This is a genomic window from Pseudomonas sp. BCRC 81390, assembly GCF_030341915.1.
Classification (GTDB): Bacteria; Pseudomonadota; Gammaproteobacteria; order Pseudomonadales; family Pseudomonadaceae; genus Aquipseudomonas.
In genome coordinates this window covers 115,907-140,772 of the sequence record NZ_JATAAG010000025.1, presented here as the reverse complement: position 1 = coordinate 140,772, position 24,866 = coordinate 115,907, and the positions used below count along the sequence as shown (strand labels likewise).

Sequence of the window (24,866 nt, the reverse complement as noted above, 5' to 3'; positions counted from 1 at the left end):
CGTTGACGGGCGGTCTGAAAGTCTATTTAATTCACCTCGTCGCCCAGATAGCTCAGTCGGTAGAGCAGAGGATTGAAAATCCTCGTGTCGGCGGTTCGACTCCGTCTCTGGGCACCACCTTCAGCTTCTGGTGGTTGCAAAGTTACCCGAAGCGACAACAAGAAACCCGCCTAGTGCGGGTTTTTTGTTGCCTGCGATTTTTTCAGAAGCTGCGCTCATACCTCTTTGCAGAGCGCAGCCACTGTTCAGGCAGCCGGTTTAACGAGCGCCAAACTCTTCCTCCGTCATTTGCCCAAGGTACGAAACGCATACCAGCTCCAGGTCCGCTTCCGGCGCTGCCGCTACCAGCTCACGCAGTTTGCTACCCGGTACCTTGTATTCATCAAGGGCAGCGACAGCGGTTCGAAAAGACATCTGCTCGTTATCGTCGTAGCTTGCGAAGGTTGCCATGAAGTAATGCTTCATCATCAGTCTCCTGTTTCCTCTGCTTCATGCAAAGGGCCCATGAAGGCTAAAGAGGGGAAGCCGCTGGAAGCAGGTGGAAGGATCTCTGCCAGAAGCCCGTGTGCAATAGGCCGTACAGTCATTCTCATGCGCAACACTTGGGCTCCCCGAGTAACTGCGCTTCAATACGTGTACTTTTTCAGACCACCCAGGATTTCCCATGGCCACCCCTAGCAAGCAACAGAAACGCGCCAAACGCGCCGCCAACAAGGCTAAACAGAACCGCATGGTACGCAGCGGCCAGGCGGTCAAGGCCAGTGCAGGCGACAGCGCCAGCATCGAGCAGGTATACAACAAGGCCATGGAGTCGGGCAGCTACGACGCGCTGTTCAAGAAGATGAAGGAAGCCCAGGAGGGCGGCCTGGTACCGATGATCTCGGTGTTCCTGGTAGACCCACTGCTGGGCCTGGTGCTCAAGGGGCACAAGGAAGAACACGCCACCGACTACATCGTGCTGGTGTTCAACGCCTACCGTAAGTGGCTGGACGGCGCCGACGAAGAGGCGACCATGGCCTGGCTGGAGAGTGATGAATTCCAGGCGGCCTATGTGGCAGCCTCGGAGCTGGTTGCCAAGCAGCAACAGCAGCAGAAGCAGTTTGGCTGACCGGGCCAGGTAGCCGTTCCGGCCTCTTCGCGGGCTTGCCCGCTCCCACAGGTTCACCGCCAGCCTGAAGGCAACGCCACCCATGTGGGAGCGGGCAAGCCCGCGAAAGGGCCGGAACAGACAACAAAAAAGGCCGCGCCCTGCACAGGACGCGGCCTTTTCATTGCAGCCAGCGCGGATCAGTTATCCAGCGCTACCCGCCCGGCAGCTTCGCGCTTGCGGTGCACCAGCAAGCCAGCCGCCACCACACCAATGCTCAGCAGCGCGGTCGCGATGATTTCGGCACGGTGGTCTTCACGCAGCGCCATCACCACCAGGATGGCAATGATGAAGGCGATGGTCGCCCAGGTCAGGCCCGGGAACAGCCACATCTTGAAGGTGATCTTCTCGCCACGGGCCTCACGCTGGGCACGCATGCGCAGCTGCGACACGGCAATCACCAGGTACACCAGCAGGGCAATGGCACCGGAGCTGGCCAGCAAGAACTCGAACACCTGGGCCGGGGCCACGAAGTTGGCGAACACGCAGAGGAACGCCGCTGCGGTGGACAGCAGCACCGCCACATGCGGGGTCGCCGACTTGGTGGTGCGCTGGGCGATGGCCGGGGCGTCACCGCGCTTGCTCAGCGAGAACAGCATGCGCGACGAGGTGTACAGCGCCGAGTTCAGGCAGCTGGTTACCGCGATCAGCACGACGATGTCGACGATCAGCTTGGCATTCGGCACGCCGATGCGGCTCAGCACGGTCTGGTAGGAACCGGTTTCGGCCAGTGCCGGGTCGTTCCACGGCACCAGGGCCACGACCAGGAAGATCGACACCAGGTAGAACAGGCAGATACGCCAGATGACCGAGTTGGTAGCACGGCTGATCTGCTTGCCCGGGTCCTTCGACTCGGCCGCAGCGATGGTGACGATTTCGGTACCCATGAACGAGAACATGGTGGTCAGCATGGCTGCCAGCACCGCGCCCAGGCCATTGGGCATGAAGCCCTGGGTGTCGAACAGGTGGCTGGCACCGCTGACCTGGCTGCTCGGCACAAAGCCGAACAAGGCAGCACAACCCACGGCGATGAAGCCGATGATCGCCAGCACCTTGAGCAGGGCGAACCAGAACTCGAACTCGCCATAGTTCTTCACGCTGCACAGGTTGGTCAGGGTCAGTGCCAGGGTGATGACCAGGGAGAACGCCCACAGGTCAACCGCAGGGAACCAGGCATGCAGGATGGCTGCGGCGGCGTTGGCTTCCAGCGGAATCACCAGCACCCAGAACCACCAATACAGCCAGCCGATGGTGAAACCGGCCCAGCGCCCGATGGCGCGGTCGGCATACGTAGAGAACGAACCGGTGTCAGGCGAGGCGACCGCCATTTCACCCAACATGCGCATGACCAGTACTACCAAGGTACCGGCGGCAGCGTAAGCCAGCAGCACGGCCGGGCCGGCAGCGGCAATGGCGTGGCCGGAGCCAACGAAAAGGCCGGCGCCGATCACGCCAGCGATGGACAGCATGGTCACATGCCGTTGTTTGAGCCCCTGAGCGAGGTCATTGGAATTGTTACCGCTCATAAAACTACCTTTGTAAGGAGTGGACCACGCCGACTGCGGGTACAAAGCGCGCCAAGGGTTGACCTGGGCGTCGCTGCAATCGGCGGTTTCCTGCTGGCAATAAGCGCGCCATGTGCTGAATGCATTCGTCAGAAAGCCCGGCAGGCCTTTCAGCACGCGGTTCGGAGGGCTTTCGGCCAAGAGCTGACCGAAAGGGCATCAAATCTTCGGATTACTGAAATACCCACTTACAAACGCACCAAAGGTGCTCCTCGGTAACACCTTTGCACCGCTGCAAGGCAAAAAAGTGCAACCCAAAGGTACAACCGAACACCTTAGAAGGGCCTCTGCCGGTGAACCCATTTTCACCAGCGCGGTTACCTTGGCGGTCTGAATCTACCCGCGAATGGTCTAAAAGCGCTTCCCTGAGCCGACCAAAGCTGGCACCATCGCGCCTTTTTTCATCAAGGCTCTGGTGCTGGGCGAGACCTTCGCGGACATCCGCGCGACGTTGCGCTGCAGCGATGCGACAAACTGCCCCACCAGCGCCCCGAGCACCTGGCGCCCCTGTTGGCCGCCGCGATACCGCTATGCTAGCTTGGCGCTCGCCAGGAAGGCCGCCAACAGCTGGGAACGCACCCGAACACAATGAGGACCGCACATGGCTCAGGCCACGCCCGCGCTGGAAATCCGCAACCTGCACAAACGCTACGGCGAGCAGGAAATTCTCAAGGGCATTTCGCTGACCGCACGCGACGGTGACGTGATCTCCATCCTGGGGTCGTCCGGCTCCGGCAAGTCCACCCTGCTGCGCTGCATCAACCTGCTCGAGAACCCGCACCAGGGCGAAATCCTCGTCGCCGGTGAAGCGCTCAAGCTCAAGGCCGCCAAGAACGGCGACCTGGTCGCCGCCGACAACCGCCAGATCAACCGCCTGCGCAGCGAGATCGGCTTCGTCTTCCAGAACTTCAACCTGTGGCCGCACATGTCGATCCTCGACAACATCATCGAGGCGCCGCGCCGCGTACTTGGCCAGAGCAAGGCCGAGGCCATCGAAGCCGCCGAAGCGCTGCTGAACAAGGTCGGCATCTACGACAAGCGCCACAGTTACCCCGCCCAGCTTTCCGGTGGCCAGCAACAGCGTGCCGCCATTGCCCGTACCCTGGCCATGAAGCCCAAGGTCATCCTGTTCGACGAGCCCACTTCGGCGCTCGACCCGGAAATGGTCCAGGAAGTGCTAAACGTTATCCGCGCATTGGCCGAAGAAGGCCGTACCATGCTGCTGGTCACGCACGAGATGAGCTTTGCCCGGCATGTGTCCAGTGAAGTCGTCTTCCTGCACCAGGGCCTGGTCGAAGAGCAGGGATCGCCGCAGCAGGTGTTCGAAAACCCGACCTCGGCGCGTTGCAAGCAATTCATGTCCAGCCACCGTTAACGGAGCAATACATGCACACTTACAAGAAGTTTCTCCTGGCAGCTGCTGCCACGCTGGTGATGTCGGCCAACGCCATGGCCGCAGAAAAACTGCGCATGGGTATCGAAGCCGCCTACCCACCGTTCAACAACAAGGATGCCAGCGGTAACGTGGTCGGCTTCGACAAGGACATCGGCGACGCCCTGTGCGCCAAGATGAAAGTCGAATGCTCGGTCGTCACCTCGGACTGGGACGGCATCATCCCGGCGCTGAACGCCAAGAAGTTCGACTTCCTGGTGTCGTCGCTGTCGATCACTGACGAGCGCAAGCAGGCAGTGGACTTCACCGACCCGTACTACTCCAACAAGCTGCAGTTCATCGCGCCGAAGAACGTCGACTTCAAGACCGACAAGGCCTCGCTCAAGGGCAAGGTGATCGGCACCCAGCGCGCCACCCTGGCTGGCACCTGGCTGGAAGACAACTACGGCGATGACGTAGAGATCAAACTGTACGACACCCAGGAAAACGCCTACCTCGACCTGGTCTCCGGCCGCATCGACGGCATCCTGGCCGACAAGTACGTGCAGTACGAGTGGCTGAAGAGCAAGGACGGCTCGAACTTCGAGTTCAAGGGCGAGCCGGTGATGGACAGCGACAAGATCGGCATTGCCGTGCGCAAGGGTGACGACAAACTGCGCAACGACCTGAACAAAGCCCTGGCAGAAATCAAGGCCGACGGTACGTACAAGAAGATCAACGACAAGTACTTCCCGTTCAGCATCGAATGACCCGCCCAGACTGGCGCGCCCTTGCGGCGCGCCAGTCCCTAGAATGACCTGCCCATGAATATCGACCTGCACGGATTCGGTCCGGCCATGATGGCCGGCACCCTGATGACCGTAAAACTGGCGCTTTGCGCCTTGCTGCTGGGCCTGGTTTTGGGCCTGCTCGGCGCCCTGGCCAAGACTTCCTCGGTCAAGCCTCTGCAATGGCTTGGCGGTTTCTATTCGACCCTGGTACGCGGCGTACCCGAACTGCTGTGGGTGCTGCTGATCTACTTTGGCACCGTCGGCTTGATGAACGCCCTTGGTGAGGCCCTGAACATGCCGGGCCTGGAGCTGAGTGCCTTCGCAGCGGGCGTGATTGCCCTGGGCCTGTGCTTTGGCGCCTATGCCACCGAAGTGTTCCGTGGCGCGATCCTGGCGATCCCCAAGGGCCACCGCGAAGCCGGCCTGGCGCTGGGCCTGTCCAAGGGCCGCATCCTGTCGCGGATCATCCTGCCGCAGATGTGGCGTATCGCCCTGCCCGGCCTTGGCAACCTGTTCATGATCCTGATGAAGGACACCGCCCTGGTGTCGGTGATCGGCCTGGAAGAAATCATGCGCCACGCACAAATCGGCGTGACCGTGACCAAAGAGCCGTTCACCTTCTACATGGTCGCGGCCTGCATCTACCTGAGCCTGACCATCATCGCCATGACCGGCATGCACTTCATGGAAAAACGCGCCGCTCGCGGCTTTGCGAGGGCCGTGTAATGAACTGGGAAGTGATCATCAAATGGCTGCCGCGCCTGGCCCAGGGCGCGACCCTGACCCTGGAGCTGGTAGCTATTGCCGTGGTGGCCGGGCTGATCCTGGCCATCCCGCTGGGCATCGCCCGCTCCTCGCGCCACTGGTATGTGCGCGCCGTGCCGTTCAGCTACATCTTCTTCTTCCGCGGTACGCCGCTGCTGGTGCAGTTGTTCCTGGTCTACTACGGCCTGGCGCAATTCGACGTGGTGCGTTCGAGTTCGCTGTGGCCTTACCTGCGCGATCCGTTCTGGTGCACGGTGCTGACCATGACCCTGCACACCGCCGCGTACATCGCCGAGATTTTGCGCGGTGCGCTGCAGTCGATCCCCAAGGGTGAGATCGAGGCGGCACGGGCGCTGGGCATGTCGCGTGGCAAGACGCTGTTCTACATCATGCTGCCGCGCGCGGCGCGCATCGGCCTGCCGGCGTACAGCAACGAAGTGATCCTGATGCTCAAGGCCAGCGCCCTGGCCAGTACCGTGACCCTGCTGGAGCTGACCGGCATGGCCCGTACCATCATTGCCCGGACCTACCTGCCGGTAGAAATCTTCTTTGCCGCCGGGGTGTTCTACCTGGTGATCTCGTTCGTGCTGGTGCAGGGCTTCAAGCTGCTGGAGCGCTGGTTGCGCGTGGATGCCTGCCAGGGCCGCTGAAACCTCACTGACGGCTTCGCGGGCACGCCCGTTCCCACAGGTGTAGCGCCAACCTTGAATGTGGCGCTATACCTGTGGGAGCGGGCGAGCCCGCGAAGAGGCCCTCGGACCCACCACACATCCTTGCCATGCCCAGCCACCTCCACAGCCACCACCTAAGCACCCGCTTCCAGGCCCTCGACCAGTTCCTGACCGAGCACCAGCCGCTGTGGAAACCCCGCCCCTTCACCACCCTGCAAGTGGAGTGGGAAACCGAGCATCCAGCACTTGCCGCCCACCTGCGCCAATGCTCCCTGGCAGACGCAGAAATCGAAAGCACCGCCTCTACCTTGCCCGCCCCCTTCCCGCAACTGGCCCGGCAAGCCCAACAGCTCTCAACCCTTGGCCACCTCCCGGCCGCCGACCTGCCTGCCGCCGCCCACCGCCTCGACGTCGCCGTCCCTGGCCGCAAATGGCAGCAGATAGAAGCCTTCGCCAGCCACTTGGCCTTCCGCGAGCAGCCCCGCCACTGGCTGGACTGGTGTTCCGGCAAAGGCCACCTCGGCCGCCGCCTGCTGCAACCCGGCCAGCAACTGACCTGCCTGGAATACGACGCCGACCTGGTCGCTGCCGGCCAGGCCCTGAGCGCGCACCATCACCTGCCGGCGCTGCACTTGCACCAGGATGTGATGGCCGACGACAGCGCCCGCCACCTGGCGGGCGACAAAACCGTGGTTGCCCTGCACGCCTGTGGCGACTTGCATGTACGCCTGATGCAGCTGGCCAGCCAGCAAGGCTGCCGGCAACTGGCCGTGGCCCCTTGCTGCTACAACCGCATTGCGGCGCAGCAGTACCAGCCGTTATCCACAGCCGCGCAAGCCTCCAGCCTGCAGCTGTCGCTGGATGACCTGGGCCTGCCGCTGAGCGAAACCGTTACCGCCGGGGCCCGCGTGCGGCGCCAGCGCGACACCTCGATGGCCCGGCGCCTGGGCTTCGACCTGCTGCAGCGCCAACAGCGCCAGAGCGCCGAATACCTACCGACGCCTTCTTTACCTGTGGCCTGGCTGGAAAAGCCTTTCGAGCAATACTGCCGCGACTTGGCCGAGCTCAAGCAACTGCAACTGACCGGCAACCCGGACTGGGCGGCCTTGGAAACAGCCGGCTGGCAACGCCTGGCCGAGGTCCGCAACCTGGAGCGCGTGCGCAACCTGTTCCGCCGGCCGCTGGAGCTGTGGCTGGTGCTGGATCGCGCCCTGTTTCTGGAAGAACGCGGCTATAACGTGCAACTGGGCCTGTTCTGCGACTATCCATTGACCCCACGCAACCTGCTGATCCTCGCGGAACGCGACCATTAGCCGCAGTACAACCTGTGGATAACTCTGTGAACAAGCTTGTGATTAGCTGTTGGATCCAAGCGCTATTTCAAGCGCTTGGCTTATTCCGCCCAGTACGTCAAGCCCAGTAAAAACAGGCGTTTGCGCAAAGACCGGCGGAATGCTGATGCGGCATGCATTTCGCGCAAGGCGCCAATGCCACTTGTGCATAAACATTTGTTGTGGTTGGCGACCACAGCTGCCAACGCAATCCCTGTAGGAGCGGCCTTGTGTCGCGATGGGCCGCAGAGCGGCCCCGCTTTTAGCGTAATTACAGAGAGTACTGGGGGCTGCTTCGCAGCCCATCGCGACACAAGGCCGCTCCTACACACACCCGTCCGCGTCAGGATTCAGTGCGCCTTGTTCCTGGCAATCTCGACATCGTTCATCAGCGCCTTGGCCATGTCGCACAAATAATCGGCCGCACCGAGGAATTTATGGTCATCCTCCATATCCCCCTCGCGCACCAGGTGCTTGATGTAGCCCATCAGAATCGAGACGTGCTCGTAGACGGCATCGACCGGGACGCCGGGCTCGACGCGTAGCAGGTTGAGAGACGGGTTACCGGCTGCGAGGAAGGTTTCCACGCCTGCGGTGGTGATGGGTTCGATGATATTTTTCTTCATGGCATAGTTCCTTACTCGGGGAAGACACTGCCATAAATCTTTCTCACGGATTTGGGTGGCAGCCGTACGCGGGGTGAGAAACCGGTCGAATAAGGAAGCCCGGCCAGACCGAAGTCTGCCCGCGTACGGCCACCATAAATGGGTAGCGCTTATTCGAGTCGGGTTCTCACACCCGGTCGCCAGAGCGACCCGAAAACGGTATCCGTGAGCCATTTCCCCGACAACAGCGAGACTTCGGCGGCGCGCGTAGGATAGGTCCGAAGCCCCCAAACCTTGAAGCATTTGCCCCCAAGTTCAGAATTTTCTGACCCCTATCTTCACAGCGGCGCGCTACCTGCAGGAGCGGGTTCACCCGCGATAAGGCCCTGCCAGGCCACACAAGGCTAATGCTCAACCACCGTAACGGTGTATCATCCGCCCCCCAAATCATTAAAAAGTGACGTCGCGCGCTGCCCGCCAGCCCCGCGACCTTCTGGCGTTGCGCCAGAACCGACAATGGACTAACGGACCCGACCATCGTGACCCAGACCAAGCCCCTCGCCCTGCTGTTCCTCACCCTGGCCCTGACCGCCTGCGCCAGCAGCACCCCGCCCCAACCCCACAGCAGCCTGGACTGGAACCACCCCGGCATGCAGCTGGGCGGCGACAACGGCCTGCCCCTGCGCACCGAAAGCCCGTGCCGCAAGCGTGGCTGCGACAACGACAAGCTGTTCTTCAACCCAGGCAAAACCGAGCCAAGCGTCACCACCATCCACCGCGGCTGGTAGGAAAATTCTTCTTTCAGGCCGGTGACTTAGCTCATTTGCGAACAATCGCAAGGAAGTGGTTTACAGGCGCCAACCGATCGTTATAATGACGCCCCACTGCCGGTATAGCTCAGATGGTAGAGCAACTGACTTGTAATCAGTAGGTCCCGGGTTCGATTCCTGGTGCCGGCACCATACGCAGTATCAAAAAAGGCTCACCGAAAGGTGGGCCTTTTTTGTTTTCAGCCTCGCCAGGGATCGAGCAGAAACAGAAGGCTTCAAGCCAACGCGATCGGTGTGGGAGCTGGCTTGCCTGCGATGGGCTGCGAGCAGCCCCAACATTCTCAAAAACGCACAAAGCCCTAAAAAAGAGACACATCTCTCAACAGAAACGCTTTGACGTCCCCATCCAGCCCCGCTACGATTTATCTTAAATTTTAGATATTTCTACTGAGGCATGTCCATGGCGCTTCAATTCCACGAAAGCCCCTTCCACGCCACCCACGATGCAGAAACGGCCAGCAAAATGGCCCTGAAAATGGACCTGTCCATCTTCATCACCGACTGCATCAAAAAAATGGGCCTCAAACAGCATGATGCCGCAATCAAGCTGAACGTAACCCAATCCCGAATTTCCGAGCTTGCAAACGGCAAGATCGAGAAATTCACCTTGGATGCCATGATGGACATGCTCGATAAGCTAGGCTTTCGCACCAGCCTGACCCTGCCCTCCAATGATGCCGGTTCACCTCCCCAGATCGTGATCACCCAAACGCCTGGTAGCTAAACCCTATACCCCATTTTCCGCAGCTCGTGCTTTAACTCCTTCATCCGCTCTTCGGCGACCTGCAACGCATGCCGATCGGACCGGTTGGTCGTTTTCACGAACGAATGCAGCACGACGACCATGTCGGCAAATTTGGCCACATACACTCATCGGAATGCAGGACTGCCATTGATGATGAGCTCAATGGCCCCCGTTCCTACTGATTCCGTCAACGATTTGATCGGCCGCTCAGGGTCCTGGCCATACTGGATGCGTCGCAGGTCTTTGCCGAAATCGTCCTGAACGTCCTTGGGTACGCGGCGTATTTGCGCGATGCAGTTGGACGCGGTGAGCTCGCCGTCAGTAGCGCACAGAATCGGCTATCCAGCGTTAACAGGACCATGGCAGCGCTTCGCGGTGATCAGTACGTGAAGTTATCAAGTCCGAGCAAGGCGCTCGGTATGCAGCGCACCGGGGCTCGACAAACGGCGCCGCAGGGACAAAGCCGCGAACAGGTTAAGCAGATTTACGATGCGCTTTGCCGCGCTAATCTGCAACGGGCCGCCGCGGTTGTTTTGTTGGCGCGAGCCACCGGCATGCGCTTGCGTGAGGCCATCCTGGCTGACCTGCCACGGCTGAGCCGTGAGGCTAAAGAGCTAGGTCGAATTAACATTCAGAATGGCACCAAAGACGGCCGCGTCGGCGCTTCGGCGCCACATTGGGTTGCTGTGGACGAGTATGTTCGAGGTGCCTTTGGGTTTGCACGGCAGGTGTCTCCTGCGGGTAGCCGCAATCTGATCGCCCTCGACGAAAGCTACGTGAGCGTTTTGCAACAAGTAGTACGTCCCGAACGGGATGTCCTGCACACACATGACCTCAAAGGCTTCCATGAACTGCGAGCGGCTTACGCATGTCAGCGCTATGGGCAGATCACCCAACACCGCCCGCCTATCAACGGCGGCCAATGTTGCCAGGTTGAAGGGAACCTTGATCGAGAGGCCCAACGGCAAATCAGCTATGAACTGGGGCATGGTCGGATCGACGTAATCGCGGCTTACATTGGAGGGTGATCATGAGTAAGCCATTCGATATGGAACTTTTCTTGGCTGCAGTGCTGACGGGTTCGCACGCAACGCGGCAACGTAATCTGCGCCAGGCGAAAATTATTTAGATTGTAATCGGAGAGCACTGGCGGCGAGAAAACCCGTGGACTTGGCAAAGAAAGCATGTGGCGTGGTTTCTCAAGCATCGCTTGAGCGAACGCAGTGATGCTACAAGATATTACTACGTGCTGACGGTCCGGCTGCTCGCTAGACGTTTAGCAACATGGTGGGTTTTCGATCTCTGATCGCATTCGATATTAATTATAGCGACGGACAGCAAAAATTTAGAGCCCGGCGCATTGCTGCCGGGCACTAATTTACCAAAAACTATATACCAAGGTAATTTGTGTAAAGATATGCAAAACCGTAACGGGTTTTGCTTCCAACCATGTATGGAGTAATAATCTTGTTTGCAATCAGAGTTTGCTTAAACTCTTCCAGAGTACTATTTTTGATTGCTTGCTCATCATTGTTATTATTTTTTATATCCTCTAGAAGCCTATCAAAATCATCCCCGTTGAGAACGTTACGCTTATAGCGAGCATCGATTTTGTTGTTCGCAAAATCCGAACAAAATATCTTCACAAACTCATTCCCTTTCTCATTCCACAAGTCTTCAAGATAATTAACCACAGCATCCTTTCGAACTTGACTACTGGTGCAATATGCGAGACCAAGAATAGAGTTTTTACGATAATTCTTTTCGCTATCCTGCTCTTCCTGCTCCCTTATAGCATTTGTGATCAAATCTATGAACGGGCGAAGGTTAACTGTTTTGTCAGCGCTTTGGATATTACGATAAAGATCTTCATACGCAGTGCTGGACGTACCATTTCGCTTAGGCTTTGGCGCGCCAAAAAAAGCATTAATCACTGGCTGGATCAAGTGCTTATCCAGCGGCAATTGATTATGTTCGTGATCTCGCGTTTTTAATTTTTTACGTATCTGGTTAATCAGATTAGGGTTTGCAAGCGAGCGATTTAAGAATTCAAAGAAATTATCTTTAGAGTAACTAAAAACAATCTTCAAGAAGTATGAGAATATTTCGTTCTGCGACCACTCAAGATTTATAGTGCGTGGACTGAATGAATTTTTGTTTGTGAGATTTCCAAGACGATCATATAGATCACGACGCAGGAATAATTTAGGATGGATGTAATCGTATGAAAACCGCATTACGATTTTAACGAGAGGAGCAATGACGTCGTTCCAGAGGAAAGGCTTTACGATATTATCCAACTGATCGAAAGTTACTATCAGCCGCTTATCCTGCCTTTTGAGATCGGTATTTATCTGAGTTAAATCTTCCTCAATCCTGCTATAGGCATCCGCGTTATTTAAAAGCGCTTTGATTTTCTCTTGCGCTGCGAAATTATCAAGCTCAATCAATAAGTCTCTATTCCTACCACCATAATCACCTCTCGAGCAAATCGAGTTCCAGATATAAAACATCCAGAATCTTTTGATCGAAAGTTCATCCTTAATAAGTTCGTCGAGACCTAGGAATTCAAAGTTGTCATTATCAAAATTAGTGATATTTAGAACATGATAATCCAAGTGCTTTTTCTGCGCCTTGGAAATAAGCATTTGAAAAAAACTGTCGATTTGTAGAGCTTTGTAAAATGCTGTTTTGCCGGTACCCTTATCCCCTAGAAGAATACACTTCTCCGGGATAAGCAAATCTTCCATACAAGGACGGAAATAAAAGAAATTCCTTATATACTCAGGAGAGTATTCAATGTTTTCAGCATATAAGTTAGGCAACCTTCCTTTGATATCATTTAGGACTTTGTCTTGAATCGGAGTTTCGCAATCTACCGTGCAGTCCCCATCAATAACTTCGACGTCATTTGGTGACTCAACCACATCAGCAGCCGAGGCAGCGAGCCTTTCAAACTCAGCTTCTTGCTTAACCTCTTCCGTAGAAGTAGTTACCTCATATATATACTTGAAAAACTTCTGGTACTGGGTTGATCCATTTTCACCATTGATAAAATCGTTCAGATCATCCTGATCTTCAAGTGAGGTGCCGATGAGTTCCAACGTATTTTGTCGATCAAAATAAAATACCTCAGCATCGAAAGATGACAGCCCCTGAATCTGATTGGAAAAATTACTGTAACGCTTACTGAAATTGGCGCTGAGGATGGAAAGAACAAAACATGCGGCAATGTTCATTTCGTTAAGGGTTTTGGTTACATACTCTAGTCCCGGCTGGTTTTGGGCATCATCGCCCGCAAGCACAACCACAGAATTAGACAGCTGAGCTAAGGCACCAAAGGTATTATTAAATCCTGTTCGAGAGTCGATGAGTATAACGTCAGGATTGTATTTTTTATTGATATCATCAACAAGATCGCCTAAAACCTTTACCAAACCTTCACCTTGCAGGTCGATTTTGGCTAGGCCTTCAAGATAGGAAATCAAATCATCATTGCTTTCCATTATATTTCCGGCGGGCATTAGATTAATGCTACCGCTGCCGGAGTAACTTTTCTCAATCTCGTAGACATAGTCTTCTATATTGCAACCGCCCAGAAACCCTCTATCATTGAGGTATTCTACAAGGCCGCTTTTGAAACTATCAACTTGAGAGGTATTGAAAAAATTAATAAGCCCAGGCGCTTCAAAGTCGCAATCAATAACAAAAACCTTCTTCCCTTTCCGGGATAGATAAGCTGCTGTTAGTGCAAGTGACGTGGTACGACCAACTCCACCTTTATAGCTAAAAAAAGTTACAACATTGCTTTTTTTACATCTTTTGTGCTCGTCCATAGCCAATAATGCACCAAGCGAGCGGCGTAATCCTACAGAAGTTTTCGCGCCAGAGAACAGATAACTATAATCTTCTTCTTGAGACTTTCTCTCGCTTATGAAGACGCACTCAACGCTAGAATTTTGCAGCTCTTCTATAGCAACCGATTTAGTATAAAGCTCGCCGAGGCCCTTGACTACATCGCTAACGATGTACACTTCAATATTCTGATTGACTCGCAGCTCAATATAAAAGTCAACAATGTTATTTTGAATGACGTTCTCCCGAAGGTCATCCTCCAGCCTATTAATGAAACTAATTGACTTAAGCATACTGATTTCTCACATTTTCCTTAAATATTGATTTGAATGAGCATAAAACTCTTTGATTTGGCTATACTCCAAATCAATATGCGAGTACCGAATCTCAGGATTCCATTCATTTAGCAACCGGTTAATTTCGCCCTTATTGCTGGTGTGGTGTAGCCCACTCACTAATGAGTCAAGAAGATTTTGCAGCGAGCTGAAACTATGGGTTTTTATCCTCTTTTTATAGTTTATACCCACAGCAGCACAGTTTTCCTCATTCACTTCAAGGACTGGATCGTATTGCTTAAGTTCAAATATTTTGAATTTTAGCGCACACTCTATGATATATCCAGACAAATAATACATACTCAAAACAAGAAACTTGAATTCCTCGGTATTAAAATCGCCCTCATCGAACGTTTCCAGCTTAGCCTGTAAGACTCGACAAGCATGATTATGTCGCTTGGCAGACGTTAAGTATTCTTTATATTTCACACGTCACTCCTTTGAACTCGCATAGTGGCACTATACCACTAGCCCAAGCGGAAATGAAGCGGAGCCTTGATCGACTGCTGTGCCTAATGACCTCTATGACGTTTTAAATTGGGCATTTGCATACGCGACTGGTCGCTAATAAACTAAAGGCTAATTCACTTATAGTTTATCAGCTACTCGTAGACAAACATCATATAACCAGCTCAAATTAAGTTAGTCTTCTCTTCATGACTCTATGAGAAAAGTGCTGTAATATTATGCAAACGCAAGCCGCCGCCACACCGAGTAGCCGGGATCAGTTAGTAATTTTCTGAAATGTGTCGAGGGCCGAGGAAAGGGGAGAAAGGGTACTTTAAGGGGTATTTTTTGCACACTCGACAAGGGAATAAAAAATCATGTAGTTGCAATATTTTCGACTCCTGGTGCCGCACCATACGCAGTATCAAAGAAGGCTCACCGAAAGGTGGGCCTTTTTTGTTTTCTACAATCTGCTCGACCCTTCCCCGAACTTGACCCCAATCAAGCCCGCTCCAGACAGATGACTTAGCCTGAAGTCAGCCCCCATCGAGGCAGCCCACCATGGCCAAGAAATTCCCCACAAACCCCAGCGACCCCGAACGCATCTGCTGGGGCTGCGACCTCTACTGCCCAGCCAAGGTACTGGCCTGCGGCAATTCGATAACCAACTGGAAAAACCGATCGACCGCGAGCAGGGAACAGCCCCCAAGCACTGACAACACGTGCACAAAATCAGCGCCCGCCCAGGCCAGAGACATGACAACCATGCAACAGTCTTTTACCAATTCCCCAGGTTTTCCCTAACCCTCCTTTGCCTATCCTAGGCCGCGTCATCCCGCCTGTGATGGACCCATGAAACACTCCCTACCCAGCCGCTACGCCTGCCTCGCATTCTGCCTACTGTTCACCCTCGCCAGCCTGCCTTTGCTGCACCAGCATGCCTGGCTGTGGCCCGTCACGCTGATCACTACCTTGCTCAGCCTGGTCGGCCTCAACGACCTGCGCCAAAGCCACCATGCCGTGCGCCGCAACTACCCGATCCTGGGCAACATCCGCTACCTGATCGAAACCATCCGCCCGGAAATCCGCCAGTACCTGATCGAGGGCGACGACGACAAGCTGCCGTTTTCCCGCGCCCAGCGCTCGCTGGTCTACGCGCGGGCCAAAAACGAAAGCGCCGAGAAGGCCTTCGGCACGCTCAACGACGCCTACAAGCCTGGCTTCGAGTTCATCAGCCATTCCATGTTGCCGGTGAACACGCCGGACCCTGCCTCGTTTCGCATCGCCATCGGCGGGCCGCAATGCCGCCTGCCCTATTCGGCATCCATCTTCAACATTTCCGCGATGAGCTTCGGCGCCCTGAGCGCCAACGCCATCGCGGCGCTCAACCGTGGTGCACGCATGGGCCGTTTTGCCCATGACACGGGCGAAGGCAGTATCAGCCCGTACCACCGCGAACATGGCGGTGACCTGATCTGGGAAATCGGCAGTGGCTACTTCGGTTGCCGCACCGAGGACGGTCGCTTCGACCCGCAGCGCTTCGCCGAGCAGGCCCGCTCGCCGCAGGTGAAGATGATCGAGGTCAAGCTCAGCCAGGGCGCCAAGCCGGGCCACGGCGGCATCCTGCCGGGGCACAAGGTAAGCCGCGAAATAGCCCAGACGCGGGGCGTACGCGAGGGCGAAGACTGCATCTCGCCGGCAGCGCATAGCGCCTTCCGCACGCCGGTCGAGTTGCTGCAGTTCATTGCCAGCCTGCGCGAGCTGTCGGGCGGCAAGCCGGTGGGCTTCAAGTTCTGCCTGGGCCACCCGTGGGAATTCATGGGTATCGCCAAGGCCATGCTGGCCACCGGCATTACCCCGGACTTCATTGTCGTCGACGGCAAGGAAGGCGGTACCGGCGCGGCGCCGCGCGAGTTCAGCGACAACATGGGCGTACCCATGCGCGAGGGCCTGATGTTCGTGCACAAAACCCTGGTCGGCCTGAACCTGCGCTCCAGCATCCGCATTGGCGCGGCGGGCAAGGTCGTCAGTGCCTTCGACATCGCCAGTGTGCTGGCAATCGGCGCTGACTGGGTCAACTCCGCGCGCGGCTTCATGTTCGCCATCGGCTGCATCCAGTCGCAGAGCTGCCACACCAACAAGTGCCCGACCGGGGTGGCCACGCAAGACCCGCTGCGCCAGCGGGCACTGGTGGTGCCGGACAAGGCTGAACGGGTTGCCAGCTTCCACCGCAATACCTTGCATGCGTTGGCAGAGATGCTGGCCGCTGCGGGGCTGGAGCACCCTTCGCAGCTCAAGCCCAAGCACCTGGCGCGGCGTATCAGCCCAAGTGAAATCGGCTTGTTCTCGGACCTGCACACGTTTCTCAAGCCGGGCGAGTTGCTGGGGGGCTCGATTGAAAGCGAGTTCTATGCGCGGATGTGGCGGATGGCGCGTAGCGATAGTTTTGCGCCGGAGACAGGGGACGGGAAAGTGAAGGTTGCGGGGGTGCGGCGCAGGGAGGTGGAGCCGGCGTAACAGTAGAAGCCTGGGGCTGCAGCGCGGCCCCAGGCTTTGATGATCAGAAGATACTGATCGGGTACTCGACGAATACGCGGACTTCGTTGCCGTCGTCGTTGTAGCCGTTCTGCTGCACGGCGTTGTTGGTACGCACGAACGAGCTACGCAGCTTGATCGACAGGTCCTTGGCCGGGCCGTCCTGCACCACGTAACGGATCTGGTTGAAGATCTCGCGCTCTTTACCTTCGCCGAAGCCCTGCGGGTTGGCGACGTTGCGGGTATTGATGTTGTCACCCACCACGTAGGCCAGCTTGTAGGTCAGGCCCGGAATGCCGTAGGCACCGAAGTCCAGGCCGTAGCCCAGCTGCCAGGAACGCTCGTCTTCGGCGTTGAAGTCGGACCAGTACGAGTTAGCCAGGTAGATGGTCGAACCACCGTCACCCACGCCACCGGCGTTCTGGTACCAGCCGTAGTTGTAGCCGGTGCTGCCGGTGCTGCGCTGGTGGGCGATGGTGAACGAGTGCGCACCGTAGGCGTAGGTGGCGGCCAGGCTCCAGATGGTGTTGGAGTCGCCGTTCAGTTCTGCGCTCTTGACGAACTTGTTGTCGATGTCCGACTTGTAGCCGTTGAAGTCCAGGGTCAGGGACTGGTCGCTGGCAATCGGGAAGACGTAGTTCAGGCCCAGGTAGTGCTTCTTCATCACGTCTTCGTTGTCGGCGGTGTACAGCGAAGCGGTGAAGTTGTCGGTGAACTTGTAGCTACCACCGAGCACGTTGATCGACTTCAGGCCACCACCGTCACGGCGCTCGGCGCTCTTGCGCGCTTCCTGGGTGAAGCGGCCGGCGTTCAGTTCCAGGCCCTGGATTTCCTTGGAGGTGATCAGGGTACCGGTGAAGCTTTCTGGCAGCAGGCGGGCGTCGTCGTACTGCAGCACTGGCAGTGCCGGCATCTGGTCACCGTACTTGAGCACGGTGTTGGAGATGCGGAACTTCACTGCAGCGCCACCACGGGCCAGGTTGTGCGGCGAGTTGGCGTTGCCGTTCTCGTCCTTGAAGTCCGAAGGCTTGAAGAAGTCGACACCAGCGCCACCGTTGTGGCCCTTGCCGCCGTCCAGACGCACGGCGTACAGGCCGAATGCATCGACGCCGACACCGACGGTACCCTGGGTGAAGCCGGAGGAGAAGTTGGCGATAACGCCCTGGCCCCATTCGATCTGGTCGTCGGTGCCGTGCTTCTTGTCACGGTTGATGTAGGCGTTGCGCAGCAGGACGTTGGCGTGGCTGTCCTCGATGAAGCCCTTGCTATCGGCCTGGTCATTGGCCTGTGCCTGGGTCGCGGCGATCATCGCCAGGGCGACCAGGCTGATCCTGGTTTTCAACATGTTGTTTTCCTTGTTCCTAATCAAAAACGCTCTGCAATATGACGCCAGGAACCAACGCCCCTTCGTAGGTTCGACGCTTTGCGGATCCAGACTGGAAGGCCTGCCGGTCATGACACGGCGGCTCTGCAGCTGCGTGGCCATGATGATGGCCAGCAGGCGTTGGCCGAATCCTAGCCGCGCGCGTTTACAAATGTCAAAAAATCGTGAAATGAAGGTTGTTATAACCAAAATGTGGGCAAGCCAAGTGCATTTCTGCCCGGCGTTGCGCTATCGGCAGGCAATTTATCTCAAGTAGGAAAAGGCGTACCGATCGCGGTGAGGACGAATTGCCGCATGGAAAGAGGTTATTCGGGGCTTGAGCCAATACAGCGGAAGGAAGCCTGGGGACGAGCTAGGGGGCGCCAGCATCGCTAGCTGACTGGGGGATACGTTAGGTGAAAGTTACCTGTGCCGGCCCCTTCGCGGGGCCGGCGGGTTAAAACAACCGATCAGTGCCACACCGCCATCAGCGCCTGCATTTCTGCTTCGCTGATCAGGCCTTGGGGGTATCGTCCGGCAAGCAGACGTCGTGGGTCGGTCGTCCTGACCCCGTTGCTTCCATGGTGTTTCAACCACTTCGCCACAAGCTTGAGCGATTGGTGATTCACTGCCGATGGGCGCAAAGCCGACTCACTTGCTGCATTCATCTCTACACGTACTCCTTGGCCCGTGGACGGCAAATCTACTTATGTTTTGTTACAGATCGATAGCACGGCCATGCCGGGCTACCAATCTGGCTATCCACTTGAAAACAATACAAAAGATATGCCAGCACAAGCCACCGAATATCGCCCGGAAACGAAAAAGGCCCGTCAGATGACGGGCCTCTTTATTCACGCTGCGCTCAACGTTTGACCGGCGCTGGCTGCTGCTGGGTCAGGCAGTGGATGTTGCCACCACCCAACAACAGCTCGCGGCCGGGGATCATCACCACTTCATGATCGGGGAAAAGCTTCTCCAGGATCGCTCTGGCCTCAGTATCTGCCGGGTCGTCAAAGCTTGGCGCGATGATGCCGCCGTTGACGATCAGGAAGTTGACGTACGAGCCGGCCAGGCGCACCGACGGGTCACGCTCCTGGCTGCCGGCCACCTGGTCGACACCGGCACACTCCTCAGCGGTGGCGAACAACGGCCCCGGGATCGGCATTTTATGCACGATGAATTCACGGCCCTTGGCATCGCGGGTGCGCTTGAGCACCTCCATGGCAGCGTGGCAGCGTGCATAGTTGGGGTCGTTGGAATCATCGGTCCAGGCCAGTAACACTTCGCCCGGGCGCACGTAACAGCAGAAGTTGTCGACGTGGCCATCAGTTTCGTCGTTGTACAGGCCATCCGGCAGCCAGACCACGGTGTCCACCGCCAGATGGTCGCGCAGTACCGCTTCGACCTGCTCGCGGCTCAGGTGCGGGTTGCGGTTGCGGTTGAGCAGGCATTCTTCGGTGGTGATCACGGTGCCTTCACCGTCCACATGGATCGAGCCGCCTTCAAGCACGAAACCTTCGGTGTGGTAGCGCTGGCAGCGCTCCATTTCCAGCACCTTGGCCGCCAGTTCCTCGTCGCGGTTCCACGGCGCATACAAGCCGCCATCGAAGCCGCCCCAGGCGTTGAAGCCCCAGTCCACCCCGCGCACTTCGCCCTGGTCGTTGATGACGAAGGTCGGGCCGGTATCGCGCACCCAGGCGTCATCGTTGCTGATTTCGACCACACGGATGTTCGGCTGGTCGAGTTGGCGACGGGCGTTTTCGTACTGGCCAGCGGAAACCGCGACGGTTACCGGCTCGAAACGGGCGATGGCCTTGGCCAGGGTCACATGGGCAGCCTGCGCCGGCTTGCCGCCGAGGCGCCAGTTGTCCGGGCGCTCGGGCCAGACCATCCACACCTGGGTTTGCGGGGCCCACTCGGCGGGCATGTGGAAACCATCGGCACGGGGGGTGGAGTTGAGGGTTTTCATGGTTGACCTCTGTGGGGGCCCTGAGCCGGACTGTGCTGGGGCGTTTGTGCATTTATAACCGATATATATCGGCATTTGAAGCCCGCCAGTCCGAAAACAATCGACATGAAGCGCCACTAAGCCGATAACAATCGACAGACGACATCCATCAGCCCGAACGGACCGGATATCTACCATAGCTCGGCCCTGGTGAAACGCTGCCGCGCCGAGCGGACAAAACCGGCAAGAACGGCTAGCGTCAATACGTAGGCAAACCGGCCAGCGAACCAACATGAATATCATCCCGACCGCCATCACCGAAGTGCTGATCATCGAGCCGAAGGTTTTCGGTGACAGCCGTGGTTTTTTCTTCGAAGCATTCAATGCCCGGGAGTTCGCCCAACAGGCCGGTGTAACCACCGCGTTCGTCCAAGACAACCATTCGCGCTCCATCAAAGGCGTGCTGCGCGGCCTGCATTACCAGGTGGAAAATACCCAGGGCAAGCTGGTGCGCGTGGTGCAGGGAGAAATCCGTGACGTTGCCGTGGATGTGCGCAAGAGCTCGCCCACTTTCGGCCAGTGGGTTGCGGTGGACCTCTCGGCCGACAACCATCGCCAACTGTGGATTCCACCCGGCTTTGCCCATGGCTTTGCAGTGATGAGCGACGCCGCCGAGTTCCTGTACAAGACCACCGACTACTACAACCCGGTCGCCGATCGCTGCATCCGCTGGGATGACCCAGACCTGGCGATCGAATGGCGGTTGACCCAGCCACCAATACTCTCCGACAAGGACAAGGTCGGCCAGCCATGGGCAAAGGCGGAACTGCTGCCTTAACTAGCGCATAATTGCGTCAGACTTTTCTGGCGCTTTTACGTGATGATCGCAAAACCCACGCCCCCACGCCGTCCCCGCTGGCGCAGCCTGGCCCTGCTGGCCCTGTGCCTGGTTCCGTTACTGTGGCCACTGCATCACCTGGCCGAACGTTATTACCAGCAAGAGCTGGCCTCGCAGAACCGCCAGACCCTTGACCTGTACGTGGCCAACCTGCTCGGAACGTTGCACCGCTACGAGACCTTGCCGCAGATCCTCGGCGACCTGCCGGCGCTGCGCAGCGTGCTGGCCGACCCGTTGCGCCTGGAGGCGGTGACCAACGCCAACCGCCTGCTCAAAGGCATCGTCGAGCAGACCGGCGCCGAAGTGATGTACCTGATGGACGTCAGCGGCAATACCCTGGCCGCCTCCAACTGGGACAAGCGCGACAGCTTCGTTGGCCGCAACTTCGCCTTCCGCCCCTACTTCAATGAAGCCATGGCCGGCCGCTTGGGGCGCTTCTTCGGCCAGGGCACCACATCGGCCAAGCGCGGCTACTTCTTCGCCGCCGCGGTACGTGACCGTGAGCGGATCGTTGGCGTGCTGGTGGTGAAGGTCGACCTCGATCACACCGAAACCCTGTGGGGCCGCACGCCCGAGCAACTGCTGCTGACAGACCACAACGGCGTGGTCATCCTCACCTCACGGCCGGACTGGCGCTTCCGCGCCACCCGCCCGCTGAGCGAGGCCGAGCGCCAGGCCATTATCGCCATCCAGCCCTACCCGACCCAGGCCCCGCAACCGCTGGTGCTCAACCCGGAAGCGTGGATCGCCCAGACCCGCGACATCCCGGAAACCGGCTGGCAGGTCAGCATCCTTGCCCCGCGCATGCTGGTCGACCGCTCGGTGCAGACCGTGATGGCCATCGGTGCCGGCACCTTGCTGGTGCTGGTGCTGCTGGCCGGCCTGGTGATGCAACGGCGCCGCCACTACATCGACCGAATCGACTTCGAGGCCCGTGGCCGGCAGGAACTGGAAAAACGCGTGGCCGAGCGCACCGCCGACCTTGAAGGCCTGAACACCCGCCTCAAGCGTGCCGTGCTGGAGCGCGAGAACGCCCAGCAGGAGGCGGTGCGCGCCCAGGACGAACTGGTACAGGCCGGCAAGCTTTCGGTGCTCGGCACCATGTCGGCCAGCATCAGCCACGAACTCAACCAACCACTGGCGGCCATCCGCAGCTACGCGGAAAACGCCGAAATCCTGCTCGACCACCAGCGCATCGAGGACGCCCGCGGCAACCTCAAGCTGATCGGCGAATTGACTGGGCGCATGGCCTCGATCATCGCTCACTTGCGCGCCTTCGCCCGCCGTGACCGCCATGCACCGGAAAGCGTGGCCCTGCAGCCAGCCCTGGACGATGCCCTCGCGCTGCTGGCCAAGCGTCGGCGCGCCATGGCCGTGGAGCTGATTCGCGACCTGCCGGAAGCCACCTTGTGGGTACAGGCCGGCGAGACCCGACTGCGCCAGGTGCTCGGCAACCTGTTGGCCAACGCCCTCGACGCCTTGACCGAAAAGGCCAACCCCCGTCGCCTGTGGCTAAGTGCCGAACAGCGCGATGACTGCGTCTATCTGTACATTCGCGACAACGGCCCCGGTTTCAGCCGCCAGGCCCTGGAGCATGCCAAGGAGCCATTCTTCACCACCAAGACCCGCACCCAGGGCCTTGGCCTGGGCCTGGCCATCTGCGAAAGCCTGATGCGTACCCTGGGCGGTGAACTGCTGCTGGCCAACCACCCGGAAGGGGGCGCACTGCTGACCTTGAAGCTGCGTGTGGCCGCGCCTGGCGCTACCTTGCCCAATTCGGAGGACCCCTCGGCATGACCACCGAGACATTCATCGACAGCCAAGCCCAGGTCATCCTGGTCGACGACGATCCGCACCTGCGCCAGGCCCTGAGCCAGACCCTGGACCTGGCCGGGCTCAAGGTGGTCGCGCTGGCCGATGCCCAGGGCCTGGCCGAGCGCATCGAAGCCGACTGGCCCGGTGTGGTGGTCAGCGACATCCGCATGCCCGGTATCGATGGCTTGCAGTTGCTGGAACAACTGCATGGCCGCGACAACGAACTGCCGGTGCTGCTGATCACCGGCCACGGCGACGTGCCGCTGGCGGTGCAGGCGATGCGCGCCGGTGCCTACGATTTCCTGGAAAAGCCCTTTGCCAGCGACGCGCTGCTCGACAGCGTGCGCCGCGCCTTGGCCCTGCGCCGCCTGGTGCTGGACAACCGCAGCCTGCGCCTGGCCCTGAGCGACCGCCAGCAACTGGCTACCCGCCTGGTGGGCCAGTCACCGGCCATGCAGCGTCTGCGCGAGCAGATCGGCGCCCTGGCTGGTACCCGTGCCGACGTGCTGATCCTGGGCGAGACCGGCGCGGGCAAGGAAGTAGTGGCTCGCGCCCTGCACGATCTGTCCAGCCGCCGCGACGGCCCGTTCGTGGCGATCAATGCCGGCGCCCTGGCCGAGTCGGTGGTCGAAAGCGAGCTGTTCGGCCATGAGCCCGGTGCCTTCACCGGTGCGCAGAAGCGCCGCATCGGCAAGTTCGAGTTTGCCAACGGCGGCACGCTGTTCCTCGACGAGATCGAGAGCATGAGCCTGGACGTGCAGGTGAAACTGCTGCGCCTGCTGCAGGAACGGGTGGTCGAACGCCTGGGCGGCAACCAGCTGATCCCGCTGGACATCCGCATCATCGCCGCGACCAAGGAAGACTTGCGCCAGTCCGCCGACCAAGGGCGCTTCCGCGCCGACCTGTATTACCGCCTGAACGTGGCGCCGCTACGTATTCCCCCGCTGCGCGAACGCGGCGATGACATCCTGGTACTGTTCCAGCACTTCGCCGACGCGGCCAGCCAGCGCCACGGCCTGCCCCCGCACACCCTGCAGCCGGCCCAGCGCGCCATGCTGCTGCGCCACGCCTGGCCGGGTAATGTGCGCGAACTGCAGAACGCCGCCGAACGTTTCGCCCTGGGTCTGGAACTGGCCCTGGATGGCCAGGCACCGCCTGCCGCGAAACCCGCGGCACCCGTGCTGGGCGGTAACCTCAGTGAGCAGGTCGAGCAGTTCGAGCGCTCGCTGATCGCCGCCGAACTGGCCCAGCCACACAGCTCCATGCGCAGCCTGGCCGAAGCGCTGGGCATCCCCCGCAAGACCCTGCACGACAAGTTGCGCAAGCATGGCTTGAGCTTTGACGGTGGCAGCGGCGGACATGACGATCACGAGGACCACCGTTGATGAATAGCGATAGCCAGTATCTCCAGGCCGTGCTGCACGGCGACATCCCGCTGACCCGCGAAATGGGCCTGGAAGTGCTCGACTGGCAGCAGCGAACCCTGCGCCTGCAACTGCCATTGGCGGCCAACGTCAACCACAAGAGCACCATGTTCGGTGGCAGCCTGTACTGCGCGGCCGTATTGGTGGGCTGGGGCTGGCTGCACCTGCGCCTGCGCGAGCTTGGTATCGATGATGGGCATATCGTCATCCAGGAGGGGCAGATCAGTTATCCGCTGCCGGTGACCGGGGCGGCGGTGGCCCGTTGCGCAGCGCCGGACGAAAAGACCTGGGAACGCTTCGTGACCATGTACCAGCGTCGCGGGCGGGCGCGGCTGACGCTGGAAACCACGGTGAGCAATGCCGGGAGTGATGAGCCGGCGGTGAGGTTCAGCGGGCAGTACGTCCTGCACCGCTGAAACCC

General features: G+C 58.5%; 22 protein-coding genes, 2 tRNA genes and 3 pseudogenes. 19 read left to right on the top strand and 8 right to left on the bottom strand.

Annotated features, from left to right (window positions below; genetic code table 11):
* Positions 1-41: 41 nt before the first annotated feature.
* Positions 42-117 (top strand) — tRNA-Phe (locus QSV36_RS11470).
* Between the two features lie 141 nt (positions 118-258).
* Here the strand turns inward: QSV36_RS11470 and QSV36_RS11465 are convergent.
* Complete coding sequence (locus QSV36_RS11465; protein WP_289131683.1) at positions 259-465, bottom strand: hypothetical protein; 207 nt, start codon at positions 463-465, stop codon at positions 259-261.
* Positions 466-664: 199 nt separating this feature from the next.
* Between QSV36_RS11465 and QSV36_RS11460 the strand changes: the two genes are divergently transcribed.
* Positions 665-1,108 (top strand): hypothetical protein, encoded by a 444-nt coding sequence (locus QSV36_RS11460; protein WP_289131682.1) that lies wholly within the window; start codon positions 665-667, stop codon positions 1,106-1,108.
* Between the two features lie 179 nt (positions 1,109-1,287).
* On the opposite strand, the gene gabP is transcribed toward QSV36_RS11460, so the two are convergent.
* Positions 1,288-2,673 (bottom strand): GABA permease, encoded by a 1,386-nt coding sequence (gabP, locus tag QSV36_RS11455; protein WP_013970487.1) that lies wholly within the window; start codon positions 2,671-2,673, stop codon positions 1,288-1,290.
* A 640-nt stretch (positions 2,674-3,313) separates the two neighbouring features.
* Here gabP and QSV36_RS11450 point away from each other — a divergent pair.
* From QSV36_RS11450 to QSV36_RS11430, 5 genes are all read left to right on the top strand, one after another.
* Positions 3,314-4,087 carry an ABC transporter ATP-binding protein gene (locus QSV36_RS11450; protein WP_003257472.1) on the top strand — a complete coding sequence of 258 codons (774 nt, stop codon included), beginning with the start codon at positions 3,314-3,316 and terminating at the stop codon, positions 4,085-4,087.
* 11 nt (positions 4,088-4,098) lie between these two features.
* Positions 4,099-4,854: an ABC transporter substrate-binding protein gene (locus tag QSV36_RS11445; RefSeq protein WP_186687556.1), complete on the top strand. Its 756-nt coding sequence runs from the start codon at positions 4,099-4,101 to the stop codon at positions 4,852-4,854.
* A 54-nt stretch (positions 4,855-4,908) separates the two neighbouring features.
* Complete coding sequence (locus QSV36_RS11440; protein WP_170027846.1) at positions 4,909-5,601, top strand: ABC transporter permease; 693 nt, start codon at positions 4,909-4,911, stop codon at positions 5,599-5,601.
* A complete protein-coding gene (locus QSV36_RS11435) occupies positions 5,601-6,290 on the top strand; it encodes an ABC transporter permease (protein WP_170027845.1) in 690 nt (229 codons plus the stop codon). The genes QSV36_RS11440 and QSV36_RS11435 overlap by 1 nt, the downstream gene beginning before the upstream one ends.
* Positions 6,291-6,418: 128 nt before the next feature.
* The gene (locus tag QSV36_RS11430) at positions 6,419-7,624 is read left to right on the top strand and encodes a methyltransferase (protein ID WP_289131681.1); all 1,206 of its coding nucleotides are present in this window, start codon (positions 6,419-6,421) and stop codon (positions 7,622-7,624) included.
* 368 nt (positions 7,625-7,992) lie between these two features.
* Here the strand turns inward: QSV36_RS11430 and QSV36_RS11425 are convergent, their stop codons facing one another.
* Complete coding sequence (locus QSV36_RS11425; RefSeq protein WP_289131680.1) at positions 7,993-8,268, bottom strand: DUF3077 domain-containing protein; 276 nt, start codon at positions 8,266-8,268, stop codon at positions 7,993-7,995.
* A 518-nt stretch (positions 8,269-8,786) separates the two neighbouring features.
* Between QSV36_RS11425 and QSV36_RS11420 the strand changes: the two genes are divergently transcribed.
* The 3 genes from QSV36_RS11420 to QSV36_RS11410 all read left to right on the top strand — a co-directional run bounded on the left by QSV36_RS11420 (position 8,787) and on the right by QSV36_RS11410 (position 9,801).
* Entirely contained in the window at positions 8,787-9,035 is a 249-nt protein-coding gene (locus QSV36_RS11420; protein ID WP_289131679.1) for a hypothetical protein, read from the top strand.
* Positions 9,036-9,133: 98 nt separating this feature from the next.
* Positions 9,134-9,209 (top strand) — tRNA-Thr (locus QSV36_RS11415).
* A 268-nt stretch (positions 9,210-9,477) separates the two neighbouring features.
* Positions 9,478-9,801 carry a helix-turn-helix domain-containing protein gene (locus tag QSV36_RS11410; RefSeq protein ID WP_170027841.1) on the top strand — a complete coding sequence of 108 codons (324 nt, stop codon included), beginning with the start codon at positions 9,478-9,480 and terminating at the stop codon, positions 9,799-9,801.
* On the opposite strand, the pseudogene QSV36_RS26050 reads toward QSV36_RS11410, so the two are convergent.
* Positions 9,798-10,115 (bottom strand): annotated as a pseudogene (locus QSV36_RS26050) (type II toxin-antitoxin system RelE/ParE family toxin). The gene QSV36_RS11410 and the pseudogene QSV36_RS26050 overlap by 4 nt on opposite strands.
* Here QSV36_RS26050 and QSV36_RS11400 point away from each other — a divergent pair.
* Together QSV36_RS11400 and QSV36_RS11395 are read left to right on the top strand one after the other, a co-directional pair.
* Positions 10,050-10,850, top strand: a pseudogene (locus QSV36_RS11400) (integrase domain-containing protein); the annotation flags it as partial. The pseudogenes QSV36_RS26050 and QSV36_RS11400 sit on opposite strands and share 66 nt — an antisense overlap.
* A gap of 2 nt (positions 10,851-10,852) precedes the next feature.
* Positions 10,853-11,128, top strand: a pseudogene (locus QSV36_RS11395) (hypothetical protein).
* A gap of 82 nt (positions 11,129-11,210) precedes the next feature.
* Here QSV36_RS11395 and QSV36_RS11390 read toward each other — a convergent pair.
* Together QSV36_RS11390 and QSV36_RS11385 are read right to left on the bottom strand one after the other, a co-directional pair.
* Entirely contained in the window at positions 11,211-13,970 is a 2,760-nt protein-coding gene (locus tag QSV36_RS11390; RefSeq protein ID WP_289131677.1) for a tyrosine-protein kinase family protein, read from the bottom strand.
* A gap of 9 nt (positions 13,971-13,979) precedes the next feature.
* The gene (locus QSV36_RS11385) at positions 13,980-14,441 is read right to left on the bottom strand and encodes a hypothetical protein (protein WP_289131676.1); all 462 of its coding nucleotides are present in this window, start codon (positions 14,439-14,441) and stop codon (positions 13,980-13,982) included.
* Between the two features lie 579 nt (positions 14,442-15,020).
* Between QSV36_RS11385 and QSV36_RS26045 the strand changes: the two genes are divergently transcribed.
* Together QSV36_RS26045 and QSV36_RS11375 are read left to right on the top strand one after the other, a co-directional pair.
* Positions 15,021-15,263, top strand: coding sequence for a DUF3079 domain-containing protein (locus QSV36_RS26045; RefSeq protein WP_502945668.1), 243 nt, complete (start codon positions 15,021-15,023; stop codon positions 15,261-15,263).
* A gap of 48 nt (positions 15,264-15,311) precedes the next feature.
* Positions 15,312-16,976: an FMN-binding glutamate synthase family protein gene (locus QSV36_RS11375; RefSeq protein ID WP_289131675.1), complete on the top strand. Its 1,665-nt coding sequence runs from the start codon at positions 15,312-15,314 to the stop codon at positions 16,974-16,976.
* A 43-nt stretch (positions 16,977-17,019) separates the two neighbouring features.
* On the opposite strand, the gene QSV36_RS11370 is transcribed toward QSV36_RS11375, so the two are convergent.
* On the bottom strand, positions 17,020-18,339 hold the full coding sequence (locus QSV36_RS11370) for an OprD family porin (RefSeq protein WP_085625974.1): 1,320 nt from the start codon (positions 18,337-18,339) through the stop codon (positions 17,020-17,022).
* Positions 18,340-19,047: 708 nt separating this feature from the next.
* On the opposite strand from QSV36_RS11370, the gene QSV36_RS11360 reads away from it, so the two are divergent.
* On the top strand, positions 19,048-19,233 hold the full coding sequence (locus QSV36_RS11360) for a hypothetical protein (protein WP_289131673.1): 186 nt from the start codon (positions 19,048-19,050) through the stop codon (positions 19,231-19,233).
* Here the strand turns inward: QSV36_RS11360 and aguA are convergent.
* A complete protein-coding gene (aguA, locus tag QSV36_RS11355) occupies positions 19,223-20,329 on the bottom strand; it encodes an agmatine deiminase (protein ID WP_289131672.1) in 1,107 nt (368 codons plus the stop codon). The two genes, QSV36_RS11360 and aguA, sit on opposite strands and share 11 nt — an antisense overlap.
* Positions 20,330-20,600: 271 nt before the next feature.
* Here aguA and rfbC point away from each other — a divergent pair, with 271 nt between their 5' ends.
* The 4 genes from rfbC to QSV36_RS11335 are packed head-to-tail and all read left to right on the top strand — an operon-like array spanning position 20,601 to position 24,861.
* The gene (gene rfbC / locus QSV36_RS11350; protein ID WP_289131671.1) at positions 20,601-21,146 is read left to right on the top strand and encodes a dTDP-4-dehydrorhamnose 3,5-epimerase; all 546 of its coding nucleotides are present in this window, start codon (positions 20,601-20,603) and stop codon (positions 21,144-21,146) included.
* A 42-nt stretch (positions 21,147-21,188) separates the two neighbouring features.
* On the top strand, positions 21,189-23,003 hold the full coding sequence (locus QSV36_RS11345; RefSeq protein ID WP_289131670.1) for a sensor histidine kinase: 1,815 nt from the start codon (positions 21,189-21,191) through the stop codon (positions 23,001-23,003).
* On the top strand, positions 23,000-24,406 hold the full coding sequence (locus QSV36_RS11340; RefSeq protein WP_289131669.1) for a sigma-54-dependent transcriptional regulator: 1,407 nt from the start codon (positions 23,000-23,002) through the stop codon (positions 24,404-24,406). Before QSV36_RS11345 ends, QSV36_RS11340 begins: the two co-directional genes overlap by 4 nt.
* On the top strand, positions 24,406-24,861 hold the full coding sequence (locus QSV36_RS11335; protein WP_289131668.1) for a thioesterase domain-containing protein: 456 nt from the start codon (positions 24,406-24,408) through the stop codon (positions 24,859-24,861). Before QSV36_RS11340 ends, QSV36_RS11335 begins: the two co-directional genes overlap by 1 nt.
* The last annotated feature ends 5 nt before the right edge of the window (positions 24,862-24,866 follow it).